Raw genomic sequence first — 20,977 nt, forward strand, 5'->3', positions numbered from 1 at the left:
CTACGCGACTACTCAACAATACACCAATCATATACTTTTCCCATCACCATATTACTTTCCTCTACACCATAACATCATAATGAGATCAGGACAAATCATACGCCATACTTACTCCATACCAAAGCCATAGATACCTTATGGTTATAGCGTGGTTATAGTATGGAGATGCCATACCTAAATTATAAGTAATACATGCTAGAACAAATCAAGCCTTTGTGTACTTAAAAGTAAATTGTAAACACTTTTAGTCATAACTATTAAAAAGCGATAGGCGATGTAATATTTCGCAAGGTATTCACAACACTCCAACCTGCTATTTGTGCGGTCTGGCTATACACATCTATAACAGCGTTTATTTGCTTGCTTTTTATTTCAATACGATGATCGTCTCCTACGTAATCGGGAACAGATGTAATGGTTACTTTAACGTGTTCTGGTCCAGTAGATGCTAATGCCGCAGCCACCGACACATTAACTTGTGTAGGAAAAAGGGCAATGGCTTCAATAGCATTCCCTTCAAAAACTTGTCGTTCTTCAGTTTCTATAATTCCGTCGTAAACAGGAGTCTTTCTCAAAGGTCTTGGTCCTTTCGTAGTATCGAAAGTTACGGTACTTTCTTCCATTAACGATACGGTTCTTAACACATCGAAACCTCCAATAGCGCCAGATGCAATATGAACTCGTGTGCCGTGTTCTGAAGCTGTTTTTTTAACCAATTCATAAAAAGCAGTATCAGCAAGTGCGCCTATAGACAGTGTTACAATAGAAGATCCGTTTTTTAATGCTGGTATGGCCAATGCTTTTAACGCCGCTGGAGAGGCCGTTTCAACAATGTAATCTGGCTTTAAGTCTAGCAGTTGCTCCAAAGAGCTACACGCTGTGCAGTGCTCTCCTGAGTCTTGAATATGATTGGCAATATGTTGTGCCTTTTCAAAAGTTCTTGAATACGTACCAATAAGTTTATAATCGGATAACAGCCCTTTATCAAGGGCTTCTACTACTATATTTGCAAGTTTCCCACAACCTACAATAGCTAATGTTTGTGTTCTCATACTAACAAAAATATAGCTTTTAAAAATTATAGCCAATGCTTATAACATATCATTTATATCAGAAATTAAAACCTAAATCACTCTAGTTTTACTATCATTTTTTAATCTTGAATATTGAAAAGCTTATGCCGAAAATATTTATAAAATAGTATAATTAATTATGAACCACTATGTATTTCTGAACGTATTCGGCAGTATACTAATGATTCACGCACTGCTCACGCCTGAAGTTAGTTCTACTTCTCAAACTCAATCTAATCACTAATTACTTCTCCTTAAAATATGCCTTAAGTTTCACGCCAGGATTTGTGGCTCTATTTATAAACCCATGATACAGACTGCTCATCACTAAAAGTATAGCGGCTCCCATTGCGGTATAAGCGACAGTGGCATTAGCATCAGTATTCGCCACATAAATAGCCACTAAGGCCCAAGCACCAACCATGGCAAATTCTCTCATATTTCTTTTCCAAGTTACTACTAGATTTATTGCTGTGGCTATACCTATAAGACTAATGGCCCAAAATGTGGGAGACAGACCAAAACCATCCCAATTATATTTTACTAATACGGCAGAAACGTTGGCAATACTTGCCACGGTAACCCAACCACTATAAATTACAAAAGGCCACCAAAGAAAAGCAATCACAGAAATTGGAGCATCGAACAATTCCATGCTGTTTTTTAGCACGATCTGAATTAAAGAAAATAGCAAAAGAAAAATAAACACAGACGATAACGCTGTATAGTTATAGATCCAGGCTAGAATCCATAAGCAATTGGCAACGCAAGACAGCACGAACCACCAGCTTGTTTTCAACACAAAATCGTCGTCTCTTACCTTAACAAAAAGACTTCGCCCTTGGTATATTACAAATCCTAAAACCAGCACATAAATTAATCCCCAAATGGAAAAGGCATAGCCTGCAGGTGTAAATAAAGTATGGTATTGTTTAGAGACTTCGCCAATAGTTGTATTATTTAATATGCCGGTATTCGAAACATAGTTCAAGATAACCATACCTATAAAACTAATTCCATTTACTAGTTGTAGTTGCTTTTTCATACCATTCTTTTTATGAGGTCATAATGCATTAAAACCTATTGTAATTTAATGTTTTTATGTGGAGATTTAAATGATTACATATTAAAAAGGGTTAGATTTTAGATCATCTAACCCTTTTTTTTGAATAAGTTTACGTAAACCCTATGCGGTTTGCATATCGTGCTTACCTTCCTTAATTTCTTCTATAACCTTAGCATTAAATGCTGGTAAATCTTCTGGAGAACGGCTAGTTACTAAACCTTGGTCTACAACAACCTCTTGATCTACCCATTTTGCACCAGCGTTAATGATATCTGTTTTAATAGAATGGAAAGACGTGACTTTTCTTCCTTGTAACACATCGGCTTCTGCCAATAACCAAGGTGCATGACAAATAGCAGCTACTGGTTTATGGTTTTCGAAAAACGACTTCACAAAGCTTATAGCTTTAGTTTCTCGTCTTAATAAATCTGGGTTTATAACACCTCCTGGAAGTACCAGCGCGTTATAATCTGATTGAGACACTTGGTCTAAAGTTTTATCTACTTTATAAGCATCTCCCCAATCTCCATCGGCCCAAGCTTTAATCTCTCCAGACTCTAGAGACACTATGTGCACTTCGGCTCCTGCTTCTAACAAAGCGTCTTTAGGCGATTTTAATTCACTTTCTTCAAATCCGTTGGTTGCTAAAATAGCAACAGTCTTATGTTTTAAATCTTTCATTTTAATAATTTTTAATATGCATTATACTTTACAGATGAATTACGTGTTGGGAGTACTAACAAATGACTCGCCCCTATAATTCCTCCGTTTTTATCTGTTACAAAGTTCAGAAACAGCTCTCACTCTTATTGACACGAATACATGAAAAATGAACGCAAATAAAAAAGTCACTCCCAATGGAATGACTTTTTCTATATATTAACATGTGATGACTACTATTATTATTTACGCATGAACCAATACCCAAAGTTCAACGTCTTCGGTTGCACGCCAATGCTGATCGCGCTTAGTGTGGTTTGAAGCTGCTTTCACTGTGCGCTTAAGGCATTGCTCTAATTTAAATCGCCCGCCTACATCTAACTCATCTGCTATAGGATGCGCTTCTGTAACCTGAGTGAGTTGTGCTAAATTAGAAAATATAAGAACCAACTTTCCTTCGGGTAACAAACGTTTTTTAGCAGCCTCAAAGAAATCAGGAAATAAGGTATCTGGATAAGAAATGGCTGCATCATTGGTATCCAAATCATGAGTTGCAGGCAACCAAGGCGGATTAAAAACAATGAGTTCGGTTTGCTTTTCCCATTTACCAAAGAGCGGTGCAAAATCTAATTCTATTTTTCTAGAGAGTTTGGTAGCGCCCATAGATTCCGTGAGTCCTACAATAGCATTCGGATTGGTATCGGTTCCAAAGACTTTCTGAAAACCAAATTTCACCAATTGAAAAGCTAAAACGCCACTTCCTATACCGACATCTATAGCCGATTTTTTTAGTCCGTTATAACGCTTCAACCAATTATCGAAAAGTATTAAATGATCGAATCGTGTAGGGAAATACACCCCATAATACGGATGAATTTTACTTCGCAACACCGGCAAGTCAATTCCGTTTTTATACCATTGCCAAGCGCTATTTAAACCTTGCACTTTAGTAAATGGCAGTAAAAAACGTATCTCTTCGGGATATAGTTTAGCCAACCAACCAATAGCAGGGGCTTTTTTTACAATTAATTTATGGTTTACAATTTCTATATAAATCAGCTTAGATAACTTCTGATAGGCTAAACGATACGCACGCTGTTCAATAAACGTCCCATTAGGAAAACGCTTTTTTAAATGCTGATGCAGCGCTTTAAGCAAATCTAAACCATCGCTATAAAATGCTGTAATTAACACGGGCTTACCCGCTTCTAAAGACTTAATAGTAAGCGCTACATTTGAAGCACGGCTAAAAGCTATTAAAGGCTGTTCCGGAAAGAAAGGCGTGGGTTTGTTTACACGTAGATCTGCACTCATGGTTTGATTTAAATAAAAACGGATTGCAGAGTAATGAGGAACGCAAAGCGAAAGATTAAAATGACTATAACATAGTTACTTACTAGCAATCAGGCATTAAATTGGCCGCTAGAGTTTAAATTAATCAATACAGAGACTTTAAGTGAAAGCCAATATACTTCGTTGCAGTTGTGCGAAAGAAAACAATTAATATCAACAGATAAATTATAAGATGACAAAGATACTTTATTAAAATCCATAACACCAATAACACCAAACTATTATCTATCAATCCATAAATAGAAAAAGTTAGAATAATTATAGATATAGACAAATTCAGAAAGCAATAAGGTGCAAAATTTACAAACTAGAATTTAAAACAAACACACATAAGCTTAACAAATTAAAAAAACACCCGTAAGCTAGACCAATATAGAGTGCTTTAAATGTAGAAGCGAAAAACAACATATTGTAAGTCTATAATATGTTAAATAAATCTAAATTTCATATAGATAATGAGCTCGTAAATAATTATCTTTAGGGACAAACTAACCCCAATTTAAAATGAAAACACCTATATTCAAATTCATCCTTTTACCCCTGTTCTTTTTTCTGTTTTTTAATATATCTTCAGCTCAAGAAAATTTCTTATCTGGCTACGTCGTTTCAACTACAGGAGACACGATTTCTGGTTATATCGATATTAAAGATTGGAAAACAAACCCTAAAGAAATAACCTTTAAAAAGGAATTAAATCAAAATCCAATTATATACGACACTTCGTCTATAAAATATTTTAACGCGCAAGACAATGCATATATAAGCGCAATTGTAGATATAGAAATAAGCTCTAGAGATATTCAAAATTTAGAAAATGATGCAAATTTAAAATTAGAAAAAAGAGATGTGTTTCTAAAAGTTTTAATAAACGGGAACAAGAGCCTTTATTACTATAAAGATGAGCTCAATAAAACTAATTTTTATATCAAGGAGAATGATAAATTTATACTCCTACCACATAAAACCTACTTAAAGGAAACTGTTAATATTGTAGAAAATAACCAATACAAAGGGCAACTAATTTTTTATCTTAATGATTGTAAAAACATCCAATCACAAATTAATAATGCAACTTACACACAAGAAAGCTTAACCTCTGTTTTTGAAAAATATTATAAATGTATAGGTTCAGAAATAAACTTTAAAAGTACGAAGGAAAAAACAGCGCTAGAATTTGGTATTGTTGCAGGAATTACGAACACTAATCTAAAGTTTAATAATAAAAAACACAGTATCTATTTAAATGGAGATTATGACTCATCTACCAATTTGGCAGCAGGATTATTTCTAGATATTGTCTTTCCTAAAAACAATAACAAATGGTCTATCCATAACGAATTATTATACACGTCTTACAGCACGAAAAACACCTATATAGATTACGATACCACAGACACGTATTCCTCATACAATTCTGAAATTGGACATACATTTATAGAATTAAATAACCTTTTACGTTACACGCAACCGTTAGGTAAATTATCTGTATTTTTTAACGGTGGAATATCTAGTGGTTTTGTAATAAGTGATGAAAACTATTTAAAAGCAGAACGCCACAACTACTCTAATGTAATTATAACAGAAGCTGAAGCAACACCAAACTCAAGTACTTTTGAATTTGGATTTTCACTAGGAACAGGAATAACCTACCAAAACATAGGATTAGATATAAGATACAAATTTTCTAAAGGAGTCTTTTCTCAATTTGATTCTAAAATCAATAGATTATACGTACTCTTGAGTTATAAAATATAATAGTAAAAAAACACAGCCGCTTTTAATTCAGAATACTAAAAGCAATTAAGATATTTATAATAACTTTGAAGACTGTAAAAAATCAATAAATATGTTTAAAAAACTGGTAGCCATAGAACCCGTAAGTTTGATTCCGATGGCTGAGAAAAAATTACAATCCCTTGCAGAAGAAGTAATCTTATATGAAGATATGCCATCTTCTGTAAACGAGATCGTAAAACGTATTGGAGATGCAGATGCTGTACTTTTAAGTTATACAACCACGCTAGGTAAAGATGCAATAGCACAATGCCCAAATATTGTATACATAGGTATGTGTTGCTCTTTATATACACCAGAAAGTGCTAATGTAGATATTGAATATGCCAACTCACGAAACATAACCGTTACTGGAATTCGTGACTACGGAGACGAAGGCGTTGTAGAATATGTAATTAGCGAATTAGTAAACGCTTTACACGGATTTGGCATAAATCCTGACGGAAGCCCAAGAACACCTTGGAACGGATTACCTTCTGAAATTACAGGCTTAAAAGTAGGTATTGTAGGTTTAGGAAAATCCGGAGGCATGATTGCAGATGCTATCCACTTTTTTGGAGCTAAAGTCTCTTATTATTCTAGAACTAAAAAACCTGAAGCAGAAATTAAAGGCTATCAATATTTACCTTTAAAGAAATTACTTTCGGAAAACGAAGTCATTATTACCTGTTTAAATAAAAACACCATTCTTTTGCATAATGAAGAATTTAATGCCTTCGGAAATCATAAAATACTATTTAACACAGGCTTATCTCCTGCGTGGGACGACCAACCTTTTAACGCTTGGTTAAAAGAAGATAACCGTGTGTATTGTGACACACTTGGCGCTTTAGGAGACAAAGCACTATTAAATCACCCGCATGTAAACTGTGTCAATATATCTGTAGGAAGAACAAAACAGGCTTTCGACCGCTTAAGTGACAAAGTGATACATAATATTGAAAGTTTCCTTAAAAAAGCATAACCCTTCTTATCTTCAAATATAGATTAAGAACATAATAAAATTAATACACAAAAAGAGGCTACCCAATTGGTAACCTCTTTTTTAATTATCAATAAAGTGCTTCTATATTAACGTAATGCTTCAGATACTAAATAATAAAATGCAGGTCTACTTTTCATTTTAATGGCAGACATTTTTCCTACTACACTTGTAATTGCAGCCATAGCTTTATCTTTATCTTTTACCCCTAATTTTTTCTCTACAAAATTACGACGTACGGTTTCTAATTCTGAAGCATCTGTTCCAGAAACTAAAACAGCATCTTTATTATTTACCATCGTTTTTAAACTATTTACATAGCCGTCTAATTTTTCATCGTCTATACTACTTACACCACAATCGGTTAATTGTTTAACAGCAGTAGCTTTTAGCTGAGCTAATTTTGACTTTAGATCACTCATGTTTTAAAATTTTAAATTATTAATTAATTCACTTTAATGATAGTAAGTTAAAAAATAAATATTTAAAAGACTGTTCATTAATGCAAATAATTATTTCTATAGGCGTTTAAATTAGAATTTTAAGATTTTGAAGTCTCTAAAAAACACTTAAAAAAGAACATCATTTAAAATTCAGAAAAAAATAAAAAAAAGGGAAATGAATGCTTTTAAATTCCTGAAACTGATTTATTAAGCAAAAAAGGTGAGCTATATTATTAAAAATCAAAAAATAGCATCATACAATTTGGTAATCAAATAGATTATCGTAAATTTGCAAACTCTTTTTAAGAGAGGAATGTTTAATAAATAAAATTAATTAGTGTGAATACATTAAGCTACAAAACGATTTCAGCCAACAAAGCTACTGTTAATAAAGAGTGGGTTTTAGTTGATGCTGAAGGTCAAAGTTTAGGTCGTTTAGCTTCTAAAGTTGCAAAACTTATTAGAGGTAAACACAAACCTAATTTCACACCACACGTTGATTGCGGAGATAACGTAATAGTTATTAATGCCGAAAAAATCAACTTAACAGGAAACAAGTGGAATGACAAAACGTACATTCGTCACACAGGTTATCCAGGTGGTCAAAGAAGTTTAACTGCTACAGAATTGTTTGGAAAAGATCCAGCAAGGTTAGTAGAAAAATCAGTAAAAGGAATGTTACCTAAAAATATTTTAGGTGCCGCTTTATTCCGTAATCTAAATGTTGTTTCTGGTACAGAGCATGCTTATGCAGCACAAAAACCTAAAACAATCAACTTAAACGAATTCAAATAATGGAAGTAATTCACAAAATTGGCCGTAGAAAGACGGCTGTTGCTCGTGTATATGTTGCCCCAGGTGAGGGTAAGATTACAGTGAACAAAAAAGACATGGCGGATTATTTTAGTACTGCAACTTTACAGTACAAAGTAAACCAACCTTTAACCATGACTAACAATGATGGCAACTTTGATATTACAGTAAATGTATATGGAGGTGGTATTACTGGACAAGCAGAAGCAATCCGTTTAGCTATTTCTCGCGTTATGTGTGAAATCGATGCAGAAAACAGATTAATTCTTAAGCCAGAAGGTTTATTAACTAGAGACCCTAGAATGGTTGAACGTAAGAAATTCGGTCAGAAAAAAGCGCGTAAGAAATTCCAATTCTCAAAACGTTAATATCATCCTCAACTCGATTGGGAATTGCTTCATAGGCTCTCTCAATCTGGTTGTTTTTTAAAAAATTTAAAACAAGTTATTGTTGTCCTAGTTGAAAAACAGGATTTAGTTTAGCATCTAAATGAAGCCAAAACGTTTAAAGTATTTTACTTAAAATGGAATGGAACATTGCTAATTCAACAGAACGTAAACTATTACAAAATGGCAAAAGTAGAAGTAAAAGACTTACTTGAAGCAGGTGTACACTTCGGTCACTTGACTCGTAAATGGGATCCAAACATGGCTCCTTACGTATATATGGAACGTAACGGTATCCATATTATCAACTTATATAAAACTGCAGCAAAAATTGACGAAGCTGGTGAAGCATTAAGCAAAATCGCTGCTTCAGGACGTAAAATCCTTTTCGTTGCAACAAAAAAGCAAGCTAAAGACATCGTATCAGAAAAAGCTGGGGCAATTAACATGCCTTACATTACTGAAAGATGGCCTGGTGGAATGTTAACTAACTTTGTTACTATTAGAAAAGCTGTTAAAAAAATGGCTTCTATTGATAGAATGAAGAAAGATGGTACATTCATGACACTTTCTAAAAAAGAACGTTTACAAGTTGATCGTTTAAGAGCTAAGTTAGAAAAAAACTTAGGTTCTATTAGCGACATGACTCGTTTACCAGGAGCTTTATTTGTAGTAGACATTAAACGTGAGCATATCGCGATTAAAGAAGCACAAAAATTAAACATTCCAATATTTGCAATGGTAGATACTAACTCTGACCCTCGTCAAGTTGATTTCGTTATCCCTGCAAATGATGATGCTTCTAAATCTATCGATAAAGTTTTAACTCATGTTACTGGTGCTATTGCAGACGGTTTAGCAGAGCGTAAAGCAGAAAAAGATTCAGCTAAAGCTGACAAACCTGCACCTTCTAAGAAAGCAGAAACTGCTACCGAAGAAGAAGAATAAACAACAAATAATCATTACATAACATAATATAAGTCGTTTAGTTCTTTTCTTTGCAGAAAAAAAATTGAACGACTTTTTTTTTAAACTTATATTACTTAGAAATTATGGTAAAAGTAACAGCCGCAGAGGTAAACAAACTAAGAAAAGCTACTGGTGCAGGAATGATGGACTGTAAAAAAGCTTTAGTTGAAGCTGAAGGAGATTTTGATAAAGCTATCGATGTCTTACGTAAAAAAGGTCAGAAAGTTGCTGCAAATAGAGCAGATAGAGATTCTAGTGAAGGTGCTGCTGTAGCAAAAGTAAACGATACTAACACTGTTGGTGTATCTATCGTATTAGGTTGTGAAACTGACTTTGTTGGTAAAAACGAAAACTTCGTTGCTTTAGCAAATAAAATTGCTGATATCGCAATGACAGTAAACACTAAAGAAGAGCTTTTAGCAGCCGATATAGATGGTCTTACTGTTGCTGATAAATTAATTGAACAAACTGGTGTTATTGGTGAAAAATTAGAGATTAAAGATTACTCTAGATTAGAAGCTCCATACGTAGGTTCTTATGTACACATAAACAAAATCGCTGCTTTAGTAGGTCTTTCTGCTATAGTAGATAAAGGTGATGTTTTAGCTAAAGATATAGCAATGCAAGTAGCATCTATGGGAGCGACTTCATTATCTTACAAAGATTTTGATCCTGCATTCGTAGCATCTGAAACTGAAGCTAGAATTGCTGTTATCGAAAAAGATAATATCGAATTAGGACGTTTAGGTAAAACACTTAAAAACGTACCTGAATTTATCTCTATGTCTCAATTAACTCCTGAAGTATTAGCTAAAGCAGAAGAAACTGCTAAAGCAGAACTTAAGGCTGAAAATAAACCAGAAAAAATTTGGGATAAAATTCTTCCTGGAAAAATGGAGCGTTATATTTCAGATAACACAACTTTAGACCAAGAACAATGTTTATTAGATCAAAATTTCATCAAAGATGAAAAAATGAAAGTTAGTAAATATGTAGAGTCTTACAATGTAACTGTAACTGCTTTTACACGTGTTGCTTTAGGATAACATAAAATATACTGATATTTTTCAGTAAACATATTAAAGGTCATTACTCTATTTAGAGCTAATGACCTTTTTTTTTAGAAAAAAACTAAAGCAAAATATTAGCATTTGGAAACTAAATTTTAGACAGTCATTTTAAAAAATTTATGTAATTTTGCACAACTTCTATAAAATAGACTATGAAATTTAAACGCATCCTTTTAAAATTATCAGGCGAAGCATTAATGGGCGAACGTCAATACGGAATAGACCCAGAACGATTAGCCGAATACGCAAGAGACATTAAAACCATAACAGATTCTGGTGTCGAAGTTGCTATTGTAATTGGAGGAGGAAATATTTTTAGAGGCGTTTCTGGTGCAAGTAACGGTATGGATCGTGTACAAGGAGACCATATGGGAATGTTAGCCACTGTAATAAACGGTTTAGCATTACAAAGTGCTTTAGAAGATGCTGGAATTCCAACACGCTTACAAACAGCCATAAAAATTAACGAAGTAGCAGAACCTTTTATTCGCAGAAAAGCAATGCGTCACCTAGAAAAAGGACGTGTTGTAATCTTTGGTGGAGGTACAGGAAATCCGTACTTTACTACAGATTCTGCTGCCGTATTAAGAGCAATCGAAATTGAAGCAGATGTTATTTTAAAAGGAACACGTGTAGATGGTATTTACACAGCAGATCCTGAAAAAGATAGTAGTGCTGTGAAATTTGACAACATATCTTTCGACGATGTATTAAAGAAAGGTCTAAAAGTAATGGACACTACAGCTTTCACACTAAGTCAAGAAAACGAATTACCAATTGTTGTTTTTGATATGAACACAAAAGGAAATTTATTAAAAGTAGTTTCTGGAGAAAACATTGGTACACAAGTAAATGTTTAATTTAGATTTTTTAAGTAATATAACAGTAAAGTTTTAAAACCATGAATGAAGATATTCAATTTATTATAGATTCTACAAAAGAAGCCATGGATGGTGCCGTTAGACATCTTGAAAAACAATTTGTAAACATTAGAGCTGGTAAAGCAAGTCCGTCTATGCTTGGTAGTGTAATGGTAGATTATTACGGAGCACAAACACCATTAGGTCAAGTTGCAAACGTAAATACTCCTGATGGTAGAACAATTAGTGTTCAGCCTTGGGAAAAGAAAATGCTACACGAAATTGAAAAAGCAATTATGATTGCCAACTTAGGATTTAATCCTATGAATAATGGCGACTTAATTATTATAAATGTTCCGCCTTTAACTGAAGAACGCAGACGCGATTTAGCAAAACAAGCAAAGGGTGAAGCGGAAGATGGAAAAATAGCGATAAGAAACGCTAGAAAAGATGCTAACAACGATATTAAGAAGTTAGATGATGTTTCTGATGATGTAAAGAAAGATGCAGAACAAGAAATACAAAAGCTTACCGATAACTACGTCAAAAAAACTGATGAATTGCTTTCGGTCAAGGAAAAAGAAATAATGACTGTATAATAATTAAAGCGACAAACAAGTCGCTTTTTTTTTTACACAAAACCAATCCACACGTTATTACCCATATTGTTTTTAATTTTAAGTACGTTTAATTTACGATACCTCTTCCATGATTAAATACTATCTAAGTTTAATAATATTATGCTCTATTTATACTAGTAGAGCACAAGTTATTGCATCAGATATTAATATGGCAAAAGACAGTGTAAAGGCAGTTAGAAAAGCCAATTTAGCACAGCACATTGGTAATGGATATATTCCTCTAAAATATTTTAATTTAGATTTAAGATACCTCATTAAATTTAATCAATATGAAGGTGTACGTACAGGATTAGGTGGTACAACTACAGATCTATTTTCTAAAAATTTTAGACTAAATGGTTATGCCGTTTACGGTTTTAAGGATGCGCGTTATAAATATAGTATTGGCGCCGGATACCGTATAAATAAAGCTCACAATACTTGGTTTAACGCATCTTATACAGACGATTTACAGGAAACTGCAAGTACACAATTTTTAACAGACAAACGTATCTTTCAATTCTTTGAGCCACGTTTACTTAATATTAGTTTGTTTTACCGTCATATTACAAAGCTAGCATCTATTCAGCATGATTTTGGTCCAAAATTAAATACAGAAACGCAATTTTCTGTGAGTGAAATAGATCCTAAATTCGATTATCAATTTGTAACAGACGAAGGCTCGTATTCAAAATACGATCTGACAATGGCTAAAGTCTCACTGCTCTGGAGTCCGTTTGATATATATAAACCTACAGCCTCCGGACAAGTAAAAACACACAATGGATTTCCTAAATTAACATTTCAATATACACAAAGTTTTAACGGACCAGCCTACGGCGATTTTAGTTTTCAGAAGTTAGACTTTAAAGCATCTTATCATTTTATTTACAATAAAGAATCGCATACAGAAATAGATTTAGCGACGGGTATAGCCATTGGAGACACACCACTAACCCACTTATATCATGCCTATCCTAACAACATAAATAAAGCCACTATAATGCAACGGTTCTCGGTTGCGGGTTTAAATAGTTTTGAAACCATGTATTTTAACGAGTTTTTCTCGGATATGTTTTCAGTACTTCAATTTAAGCATTTTTTCAAACCCTTTTATCATACTGCTTTTTCAAGACCACAATTGGTTTTACTTTCTCGCTTTGCTGTAGGAGATATGGAAAACCAAGAGCGACATGAAGGATTGGAGTTTAAAACTCTAGATAAAGGCTACCTAGAATCTGGCTTCGAGCTAAATCAATTAATATTTGGTTTCGGTCTAAGCTTAACTTACCGCTATGGCGCCTATCATTTACCTGAAATAGAAGATAATTTCGCTTTAAAATTCACATTTAACGTTACATTATAATAGTTTAGACTAAAGTAATACGTAGCTTTTTTCTACATTTGCGGTTCTTTAATAAACTTATGCTTAAACTATTTACAACAGGCTTTTGGGAGCGAATTGCAAGACTTATTTTGCGAAATAAAATCGCCATTTTAATTTTAATTGCGCTCGCAACTATATTTCTAAGTACGCAATGGAAATACATGCGTTTTACTTATACAGAAGCCAATTTACTACCAGACCATCACGAAGTAAATCAAACTTATAACAAATTCTTGAAGATTTTTGGAGAAGAAGGAAATCTAATTGTTTTAGGAGTAAAGGACAGTACTTTTTTTACGGTAGATAAACTTAATGCTTGGAACAAACTTGCAGATTCTTTTAAAACGGCTCATGAAGTTGATGCTGTAATATCTATTAAAGATCTACAGAAATTGATTAAAAATGATAGTCTTAAGAAATTTACCTTACAGCCTTTCATTATTGATTCGCTTACCACCGAAAAGCAAGTTAACACGTTACAAGACGAGTTGTTTGAAAAATATCCGTTCTACGATAATTTTTTATTCAATAAAAAAACAAAAACCATACGTACAGCGATCTACATGAATAAAGATGTAGTAAATACGCCTGCACGAAAAGATTTTGTTGTAAATGTGCTAATTCCTAAGGTAGAAGCTTTTGAAAAGGAAACAGGTTTAGATGTCCATGTTTCGGGAATGCCTTATGTAAGAACATTAAATGCACAAAATATTGTAGATGAAATTGGACTTTTTGTAGGTGCCGCATTATTGGTTACCTCACTCATTTTCTTCTTCTTTTTTAGATCGTTTAGAGCAACCTTTATTTCACTTATAGTTGTTTGTATTGGTGTCATGTGGACGCTTGGAATACTTGGCCTTTTAAAATATGAAATTACGGTGTTAACAGCTTTAATTCCGCCATTAATTATTGTTATAGGAATACCAAACTGTATTTTCTTAATTAATAAATATCAGCAGGAAGTAAAAGCTCACGGTAACAAAGTAAGATCTTTACAACGTGTTATTACTAAAGTTGGTAATGCAACGTTAATGACCAATATTACCACAGCTTCTGGTTTTGGTACATTTATATTAACAGAAAGCACTTTACTTAAAGAATTTGGTATTGTGGCATCTCTAAGTATTATTGCCATTTTTATATTGTGTTTACTTATTATTCCAATTTTATATACGTTTTTACCTTATCCAAAAGATCGTCATTTAGAGCACTTAAATAAACGCTGGATTGGTGCATTTGTAGGTTGGATGGAATATATGGTAAGACACAGACGTATTTCAATTTACATGACTGCTGTCGCATTATTAGCAGTAAGTATTATTGGTATTTATCAGATTAAAATATCGGGAAGTTTACTGGAAGACATGCCACAAAAGGCACCGTTCTTTAAAGATATCGAGTTTTTTGAACAAGAATTTGATGGTATTATGCCGTTAGAAATAATGATCGATACGGAGCGTAAGAAAGGTATAATGAAACTGAGTACGCTAAAACGTATGGATGAATTAGAGGAAGCCATTATTGATATCCCTGAATTATCTAGACCTATTTCTGTTGTAAGTTTAGTAAAATACTCCAAACAAGCCTATTATAACGGAAACCCAAAATATTACCAATTACCTACATCTCAGGAAAGTAGTTTTATATTATCTTATGCTAAAAATTCATCAAATAATTCAGACTTACTACAAAGTTTTGTAGATAGTACGGGGCGCTATGCACGTATTACAACCTTTATGAAAGATATTGGTACAGACAAAATGCAAAGTATTGAAGATAAACTTCAGACTAAAATAGATAAGTTATTCCCAGAAGATCGCTACAAAGTAATCATGACAGGGAAAGCCTTAGTGTTTCAAAAAGGAACCACATATTTGGTTAAAAATTTAGCAATTTCATTATCCTTAGCGATATTACTTATTGCATTATTTATGGCCTATATGTTTAGATCGGTAAAAATGATATTAATATCTTTAATCCCGAATCTATTACCTTTACTAATTACAGCTGGGTTAATGGGCTATTTAGGTGTCCCAATAAAACCGTCTACAATACTAGTATTTAGTATTGCATTTGGAATTTCTGTAGATGATACCATTCACTTTTTAGCAAAATACAGACAAGAATTACAAGCTAATAACTGGAAAATAAAACGTTCTGTTTATGGTGCTTTACGCGAAACAGGTATAAGTATGTTTTATACATCAACCGTGTTATTCTTTGGATTCTCTGTGTTTATGATTTCAAGTTTTGGAGGTACAGTCGCCTTAGGAGGACTTGTTTCTGTAACACTTTTATTTGCCATGCTTTCAAATTTACTATTATTACCTTCTTTACTATTATCTTTAGAACGTAACATAGCAAACAAAGCAGTATTAAAAGAACCAGCCATTAACATTATTCCTGAAGATAGTGACGATGCTGAGGAAGATGAAAAACTATAACAACAATTAAAATATGCAATACATAAACAATTATATTTGCATGTTTAAAAATATTTAAAATGAAGCCAAGTACAATTTCAGAATTATTAAAACAAGACTTTACTTTACAAGAAGTAGACATTAAAGGTTGGGTAAGAACATTTAGAGCTAACCGTTTTATTGCTCTAAACGATGGTTCTTCATTACAAAACATTCAATGTGTTGTCGATTTCGAAAATACAAGCGAGGATACTTTAAAACGTATTACCACTGGTGCTGCCGTTCATATAAAAGGAGAATTAGCAGAAAGCCAAGGAAAAGGTCAATCTGTAGAAATACAAGTAAAATCTATTGAAATATTAGGAGATTCAGATCCTGAAACATATCCTATTCAACCTAAAAAACACTCTTTCGAATTTTTAAGAGAAAATGCTCATTTACGTACTAGAACAAATACATTTAGTGCTGTAATGCGTTTACGTTCTGCTTTATCTTTTGCTATTCACAAATATTTTAACGAAAATGGATTCTTCTATGTACACACGCCTATTATTACAGGAAGTGATGCTGAAGGAGCTGGAGAAATGTTTCGTGTTACAAATTTAGATGCAAATAAACCACCATTAACTGAAGATGGAAAAGTTAACTTTACTGAAGATTTCTTCGGAAAAGAAACTAACCTTACAGTATCTGGACAATTAGAAGCAGAGACTTATGCGATGTCTTTAGGTAAAGTATATACCTTTGGACCAACATTTAGAGCAGAAAACTCTAACACATCTAGACATTTATCTGAATTCTGGATGATAGAACCTGAAGTTGCATTTATGGATCTTGCTGGAAACATGGATTTAGCAGAAGATTTTATGAAATCTGTAATAGGACATGTACTTGAACATAACTTTGACGATTTAGAATTTTTAGATAAACGTTTACTAGACGAAGAAAAAACGAAACCTCAAGCAGAGCGCAGTGAATTGTCTCTAATTGAAAAATTACGTTTCGTTGCAGACAATAACTTTAAACGTGTAAGTTATACAGAGGCTATAGATATTTTACGCAACTGTAAGCCAAACAAGAAAAAGAAATTTAAATATATAATTGATGAATGGGGTGCAGATTTACAAAGTGAACACGAACGTTTCCTTGTAGAAAAACACTTTAAATGTCCAGTAATCTTATTCGATTACCCTGCAAATATTAAAGCATTTTACATGCGTTTAAACGAAGATGGTAAAACAGTTCGTGCAATGGATATTTTATTCCCAGGTATTGGAGAAATTGTTGGAGGTGCACAACGTGAAGAACGTTTAGATGTATTAAAACAAAAAATGGCTGTACTAGGAATAGACGAAGAAGAATTATGGTGGTACCTAGATCTTAGAAAATATGGTAGTGCTGTACACTCTGGATTTGGATTAGGATTTGAACGTTTAGTTATGTTCGCAACAGGTATGTCTAACATACGTGACGTAATCCCTTTCCCAAGAACTCCGCAGAACGCAGAATTTTAAACTAATAAAATACTCATAAAAACAATCTACCAACACCTTGTATGTAGATTGTTTTTTTTATTTTTATGTTAAATCGCATCTCAATTTATGCTTAAGCAAAACTTACAGTTCAAATTATCGCAGAAATTATCTCCGCAACAAATTCAATTAATGAAATTGATACAGTTGCCTACGCAAGCTTTTGAACAACGCTTAAAACAAGAAATTGAAGAAAACCCTGCTTTAGATAGTGGAAAAGAAGAAACTGTAGCAGAATTTGATGACGATTTCGACAATACAAAAGACGACTATAACGGCGATTCTGAGACAATAGGTACAGACGACATTAATGTTGATGAATACTTAAGCGACGATGAAATTCCTGATTATAGAACTCATGCCAATAATTATAGTAGTGACGATGAAGAAAAAACCATGCCTTATGCAGCAGGAACATCGTTTACACAACATTTAATATCACAATTAAATACCTTTCGTTTAACTGATGAAGAACGCAATATTGCAGAATTTCTAGTTGGTAGTGTAGACGAAAGTGGTTATATACGCAGATCTACTCCAGATATAATGGACGATTTGGCCTTTACACAAAACGTATATACCACAGAAGAAACAATTAATAAAATATTCCATACGGTACATCAATTAGATCCTGCGGGAGTTGGTGCACGCGATCTTCAAGAATGTTTAAGTATTCAATTACATCGTAAAGAAAAGTTTGCAGATATTGTTTTGGCAACAGAAATTATAGATGATGCCTTCGATCAATTCACTAAAAAGCATTACAAGAAATTAATGCAAAAGTTTGATGTTAGTGAAGAACAACTAAAAGATGCCATTGAAGAAATAGAAAGATTAAATCCTAAACCGGGTGGCTCTTATTCTGGAAATAATAGAATTGTAGAACATGTGGTTCCTGATTTTGCAATCCATATTACCGATGGAGCATTAGAACTTACACTAAACGGAAGAAATGCACCCGAATTACATGTGTCTAGAGAATATAACAACATGCTTAAGGGCTACAAAGACACCAAAGACAAATCGAGATCTCAGAAAGATGCTGTATCATTTATAAAACAAAAACTAGACGCAGCTAAATGGTTTATTGAAGCTATTAAACAACGCCAACAAACGTTATTTGTAACCATGAGTGCAATTATGCAATACCAACACGACTACTTTTTAACTGGTGATGAGCGTAATTTAAAACCTATGATATTAAAAGATATTGCAGATGAGATTAACATGGACGTATCAACCGTTTCTAGAGTCGCAAACAGTAAATATGTAGATACACCTTACGGAACAAAGTTAATTAAGGAATTCTTCTCTGAGTCTATGAAAAACGACCAAGGTGAAGATGTTTCTACTCGTGAAATTAAAATGATTTTAGGTACAGTTATAGATGAAGAGGATAAAAGAAAACCACTAACCGATGAAAATCTAGCATCTATTTTAAAAGAAAAAGGATATCCTATTGCAAGACGTACAGTTGCTAAGTATAGAGAACAACTAGATGTACCAGTTGCAAGATTGAGAAAACAATTATAGAATTCTCAGGTTAAAAGTATAAATTAAAAGAAACTGCTCTTTTATAATTAGAGTAAAACATACTTGATAGATGAGCATAACTAAATTTATACAACAAAGTATTTCTTACATTTTTCACCCCATATTTATGCCATTAATTGGGGTAGCTTTTTACTTCTCTAAATCTCCAAGATTTATACCAAACAGTTTAATTCAAGCAAAATTAGTATCTGTTAGTATATTAACTTTAATATTACCTGTTTTAGTTGTTATTTTATTAAAAACCATGGGTAGAATTAATTCTATAGAGCTTAAAAAAGCTAAGGAACGCATTATACCATTAATTGTGTTTTGCATTATAATACTAATTGTAATTAAAAAAGTAATTACACCTTATAGCGATTTTATAGAGTTGTATTATTTCTTTGTAGGTATTCTTGCAGCTACATTAAGTACTCTAATCTTAAATATACTAAACTTTAAAGCGAGTATACATATGGTAGCAATTTCTGGAGTATTTATGTTTTTTATAGGACTAAGTATCCATTTTAGCATAAACATACTTGGTAGTATAGCCCTAATAACATTTATAATGGGAGCTGTAGCGACATCTAGATTAAGCTTAAAAGCACATAACTACCCAGAACTATTAATAGGTTGTGCAACGGGAATTATAACGCAGCTTATACTTATACCAAATTGGTTATAGCAAGTAGAATATTAAACCCAATTTAATAGCTCTCATCTTTACAGGATCTTGATTGACTACTGTCTTTACATCATCATTAAAGATAGGATTTAAAGCATAATATAAATAGAAATTCCATGTATTATAGCCTACACTTAATGTTAGACCATATTGTAAATCATTAAAGCCTTCAATATCTGTGTATCTTAGATTCCCTACTTCCCCTTGAAATTTACTAATGTGCGAAAACACATAACTAACCTTAAAACCCGTGTAAATACGCCAAAAACGGTAATCTGAAGCCGTAGATGTACGCCATCTAAACTCTATAGGTAATTCTACCATATGTAGGTAAAAATTATTCTTACTATAATCAAATTCATAACTATCGTCCAATACATAATATTGGGCAACGTTATCATCGTTTTTTATTATTCCTAAATTCTGATTATAGGAGTTATAAGAGTATCCTAAACCTACACCAAGTGCAATGTTACGTTGTTTATTTAAAGGCATATCTTTAATAAACCCAGCATGTAAGCCTAAAGAAAATCCAGTTTGATCTACTCCAGAAGGTAGTTGACTTAGAATGTTATAAGTTAATGAGAAATAGAACTGATCTTCTTTATATAAAGAATCAATAACAGTAGAAGTCTCCAAAGTATCTATATCTTTTTGGGCATAACTATAATGAGAAGCTCCAAAACACACAATACAAATTAAAATCCAATAATTTTTCATAACAAACTAGTTAAACAAACTTAATGAAAAGGATAAACATTGAATTAATAGAATATAAAAAAGGTGCTTTGATAAAATCAAAACACCTTTTTATAATATAAAATTAAGAGTAAACTTATTTCTTTAAACTAGCAAGTGCATCACCTTTTCTAGTTGTATAATTTATTTTTAACGCATTTACTTTACGTAATTCTTGCTTAATGTCTGATACTAATCCCATATTAGATTTACTATCAACCTTTAAAGCCGTTGTTAAAAATGGTACTAATTCTTCACGTTTAGAGGCTCTTTCTGATGCTATAAATGCTCCAATTTCAGAAACATCTGCAAACTTATCATTTAATTGAATTCTAGACTCTGTACCGTATTGACTTTCAAATCTCTGACTAGGTTTCCCTGCATAGATATACATTACCAAATCTTTTTTATCTAGTTTTTCAACTTGATCTGCAGCAGGTAATTTGTTGTCAATCATTAAAGTATTTTGTCTCATTACAGTAGCCACCATAAAGAAGAATAACAACATAAATACAATATCCGGTAATGATGCGGTAGATATTGCAGGTAATTCCCCTCCGTTTTTCTTTTTAAATTTAGACATAAAT

General features: G+C 32.8%; 20 protein-coding genes. 13 read left to right on the forward strand and 7 right to left on the reverse strand.

The genetic code is table 11. The features are described from left to right. Nucleotides 1-257 precede the first annotated feature (257 nt). The 4 genes from GQR95_RS03885 to GQR95_RS03900 all read right to left on the reverse strand — a co-directional run bounded on the left by GQR95_RS03885 (nt 258) and on the right by GQR95_RS03900 (nt 4,113). Complete coding sequence (locus tag GQR95_RS03885; protein ID WP_159021917.1) at nt 258-1,052, reverse strand: aspartate dehydrogenase domain-containing protein; 795 nt, start codon at nt 1,050-1,052, stop codon at nt 258-260. A 265-nt stretch (nt 1,053-1,317) separates the two neighbouring features. Next, a complete protein-coding gene (locus GQR95_RS03890; RefSeq protein WP_159021918.1) occupies nt 1,318-2,118 on the reverse strand; it encodes a tryptophan-rich sensory protein in 801 nt (266 codons plus the stop codon). Between the two features lie 141 nt (nt 2,119-2,259). Further along, nucleotides 2,260-2,820 carry a type 1 glutamine amidotransferase domain-containing protein gene (locus GQR95_RS03895; RefSeq protein WP_159021919.1) on the reverse strand — a complete coding sequence of 187 codons (561 nt, stop codon included), beginning with the start codon at nt 2,818-2,820 and terminating at the stop codon, nt 2,260-2,262. Nucleotides 2,821-3,045: 225 nt separating this feature from the next. Then, complete coding sequence (locus GQR95_RS03900; protein ID WP_159021920.1) at nt 3,046-4,113, reverse strand: methyltransferase; 1,068 nt, start codon at nt 4,111-4,113, stop codon at nt 3,046-3,048. Between the two features lie 543 nt (nt 4,114-4,656). Here GQR95_RS03900 and GQR95_RS03905 point away from each other — a divergent pair. Both GQR95_RS03905 and GQR95_RS03910 read left to right on the forward strand, forming a co-directional pair. Next, complete coding sequence (locus GQR95_RS03905; protein WP_159021921.1) at nt 4,657-5,907, forward strand: hypothetical protein; 1,251 nt, start codon at nt 4,657-4,659, stop codon at nt 5,905-5,907. 91 nt (nt 5,908-5,998) lie between these two features. After that, nucleotides 5,999-6,910 carry an NAD(P)-dependent oxidoreductase gene (locus GQR95_RS03910; protein WP_159021922.1) on the forward strand — a complete coding sequence of 304 codons (912 nt, stop codon included), beginning with the start codon at nt 5,999-6,001 and terminating at the stop codon, nt 6,908-6,910. A 107-nt stretch (nt 6,911-7,017) separates the two neighbouring features. On the opposite strand, the gene GQR95_RS03915 is transcribed toward GQR95_RS03910, so the two are convergent. After that, the gene (locus tag GQR95_RS03915; RefSeq protein WP_159021923.1) at nt 7,018-7,350 is read right to left on the reverse strand and encodes a DUF2853 family protein; all 333 of its coding nucleotides are present in this window, start codon (nt 7,348-7,350) and stop codon (nt 7,018-7,020) included. Nucleotides 7,351-7,710: 360 nt separating this feature from the next. On the opposite strand from GQR95_RS03915, the gene rplM reads away from it, so the two are divergent. The 11 genes from rplM to GQR95_RS03970 all read left to right on the forward strand — a co-directional run bounded on the left by rplM (nt 7,711) and on the right by GQR95_RS03970 (nt 19,652). Further along, complete coding sequence (rplM, locus tag GQR95_RS03920) at nt 7,711-8,166, forward strand: 50S ribosomal protein L13 (RefSeq protein ID WP_159021924.1); 456 nt, start codon at nt 7,711-7,713, stop codon at nt 8,164-8,166. Then, the gene (rpsI, locus tag GQR95_RS03925) at nt 8,166-8,552 is read left to right on the forward strand and encodes a 30S ribosomal protein S9 (protein ID WP_159021925.1); all 387 of its coding nucleotides are present in this window, start codon (nt 8,166-8,168) and stop codon (nt 8,550-8,552) included. The genes rplM and rpsI overlap by 1 nt, the downstream gene beginning before the upstream one ends. A 201-nt stretch (nt 8,553-8,753) precedes the next feature. After that, on the forward strand, nt 8,754-9,518 hold the full coding sequence (gene rpsB, locus GQR95_RS03930) for a 30S ribosomal protein S2 (protein WP_159021926.1): 765 nt from the start codon (nt 8,754-8,756) through the stop codon (nt 9,516-9,518). A 104-nt stretch (nt 9,519-9,622) separates the two neighbouring features. Then, nucleotides 9,623-10,585: a translation elongation factor Ts gene (gene tsf / locus GQR95_RS03935; RefSeq protein WP_159021927.1), complete on the forward strand. Its 963-nt coding sequence runs from the start codon at nt 9,623-9,625 to the stop codon at nt 10,583-10,585. A gap of 176 nt (nt 10,586-10,761) precedes the next feature. Then, nucleotides 10,762-11,469 carry a UMP kinase gene (gene pyrH / locus GQR95_RS03940; protein WP_159021928.1) on the forward strand — a complete coding sequence of 236 codons (708 nt, stop codon included), beginning with the start codon at nt 10,762-10,764 and terminating at the stop codon, nt 11,467-11,469. Nucleotides 11,470-11,510: 41 nt separating this feature from the next. Then, nucleotides 11,511-12,068 (forward strand): ribosome recycling factor, encoded by a 558-nt coding sequence (gene frr / locus GQR95_RS03945; protein WP_159021929.1) that lies wholly within the window; start codon nt 11,511-11,513, stop codon nt 12,066-12,068. Nucleotides 12,069-12,177: 109 nt separating this feature from the next. After that, a complete protein-coding gene (locus GQR95_RS03950; RefSeq protein WP_199269639.1) occupies nt 12,178-13,455 on the forward strand; it encodes a hypothetical protein in 1,278 nt (425 codons plus the stop codon). 59 nt (nt 13,456-13,514) lie between these two features. Then, nucleotides 13,515-15,920, forward strand: coding sequence for an RND family transporter (locus tag GQR95_RS03955; RefSeq protein ID WP_159021930.1), 2,406 nt, complete (start codon nt 13,515-13,517; stop codon nt 15,918-15,920). Between the two features lie 59 nt (nt 15,921-15,979). Next, nucleotides 15,980-17,413 carry an asparagine--tRNA ligase gene (asnS, locus tag GQR95_RS03960; protein WP_159021931.1) on the forward strand — a complete coding sequence of 478 codons (1,434 nt, stop codon included), beginning with the start codon at nt 15,980-15,982 and terminating at the stop codon, nt 17,411-17,413. 87 nt (nt 17,414-17,500) lie between these two features. Next, nucleotides 17,501-18,964, forward strand: coding sequence for an RNA polymerase factor sigma-54 (gene rpoN / locus GQR95_RS03965; RefSeq protein WP_159021932.1), 1,464 nt, complete (start codon nt 17,501-17,503; stop codon nt 18,962-18,964). A 70-nt stretch (nt 18,965-19,034) separates the two neighbouring features. Next, a complete protein-coding gene (locus GQR95_RS03970) occupies nt 19,035-19,652 on the forward strand; it encodes a hypothetical protein (protein WP_199269640.1) in 618 nt (205 codons plus the stop codon). On the opposite strand, the gene GQR95_RS03975 is transcribed toward GQR95_RS03970, so the two are convergent. Both GQR95_RS03975 and GQR95_RS03980 read right to left on the reverse strand, forming a co-directional pair. Beyond that, a complete protein-coding gene (locus tag GQR95_RS03975) occupies nt 19,647-20,372 on the reverse strand; it encodes a porin family protein (RefSeq protein WP_159021933.1) in 726 nt (241 codons plus the stop codon). The genes GQR95_RS03970 and GQR95_RS03975 overlap by 6 nt on opposite strands. Before the next feature lie 115 nt (nt 20,373-20,487). Further along, a complete protein-coding gene (locus tag GQR95_RS03980; protein ID WP_159021934.1) occupies nt 20,488-20,973 on the reverse strand; it encodes a biopolymer transporter ExbD in 486 nt (161 codons plus the stop codon). Nucleotides 20,974-20,977: the final 4 nt, after the last annotated feature.

This window comes from Formosa sp. L2A11, from assembly GCF_009796865.1.
GTDB lineage: Bacteria > Bacteroidota > Bacteroidia > Flavobacteriales > Flavobacteriaceae > Formosa.

Coding starts and splice junctions, on each gene's coding strand:
- GQR95_RS03890 (WP_159021918.1), bottom strand. CDS start 2,118: ATGAAAAAGCAACTACAACTAGTAAATGGAATTAGTTTTATAGGTATG.
- asnS (WP_159021931.1), top strand. CDS start 15,980: ATGAAGCCAAGTACAATTTCAGAATTATTAAAACAAGACTTTACTTTA.
- rpsB (WP_159021926.1), top strand. CDS start 8,754: ATGGCAAAAGTAGAAGTAAAAGACTTACTTGAAGCAGGTGTACACTTC.
- GQR95_RS03895 (WP_159021919.1), bottom strand. CDS start 2,820: ATGAAAGATTTAAAACATAAGACTGTTGCTATTTTAGCAACCAACGGA.
- GQR95_RS03975 (WP_159021933.1), bottom strand. CDS start 20,372: ATGAAAAATTATTGGATTTTAATTTGTATTGTGTGTTTTGGAGCTTCT.
- GQR95_RS03950 (WP_199269639.1), top strand. CDS start 12,178: ATGATTAAATACTATCTAAGTTTAATAATATTATGCTCTATTTATACT.
- GQR95_RS03900 (WP_159021920.1), bottom strand. CDS start 4,113: ATGAGTGCAGATCTACGTGTAAACAAACCCACGCCTTTCTTTCCGGAA.
- GQR95_RS03905 (WP_159021921.1), top strand. CDS start 4,657: ATGAAAACACCTATATTCAAATTCATCCTTTTACCCCTGTTCTTTTTT.
- GQR95_RS03885 (WP_159021917.1), bottom strand. CDS start 1,052: ATGAGAACACAAACATTAGCTATTGTAGGTTGTGGGAAACTTGCAAAT.
- rpsI (WP_159021925.1), top strand. CDS start 8,166: ATGGAAGTAATTCACAAAATTGGCCGTAGAAAGACGGCTGTTGCTCGT.
- GQR95_RS03980 (WP_159021934.1), bottom strand. CDS start 20,973: ATGTCTAAATTTAAAAAGAAAAACGGAGGGGAATTACCTGCAATATCT.
- GQR95_RS03970 (WP_199269640.1), top strand. CDS start 19,035: ATGAGCATAACTAAATTTATACAACAAAGTATTTCTTACATTTTTCAC.
- GQR95_RS03910 (WP_159021922.1), top strand. CDS start 5,999: ATGTTTAAAAAACTGGTAGCCATAGAACCCGTAAGTTTGATTCCGATG.
- GQR95_RS03955 (WP_159021930.1), top strand. CDS start 13,515: ATGCTTAAACTATTTACAACAGGCTTTTGGGAGCGAATTGCAAGACTT.
- GQR95_RS03915 (WP_159021923.1), bottom strand. CDS start 7,350: ATGAGTGATCTAAAGTCAAAATTAGCTCAGCTAAAAGCTACTGCTGTT.
- frr (WP_159021929.1), top strand. CDS start 11,511: ATGAATGAAGATATTCAATTTATTATAGATTCTACAAAAGAAGCCATG.
- tsf (WP_159021927.1), top strand. CDS start 9,623: ATGGTAAAAGTAACAGCCGCAGAGGTAAACAAACTAAGAAAAGCTACT.
- pyrH (WP_159021928.1), top strand. CDS start 10,762: ATGAAATTTAAACGCATCCTTTTAAAATTATCAGGCGAAGCATTAATG.
- rpoN (WP_159021932.1), top strand. CDS start 17,501: ATGCTTAAGCAAAACTTACAGTTCAAATTATCGCAGAAATTATCTCCG.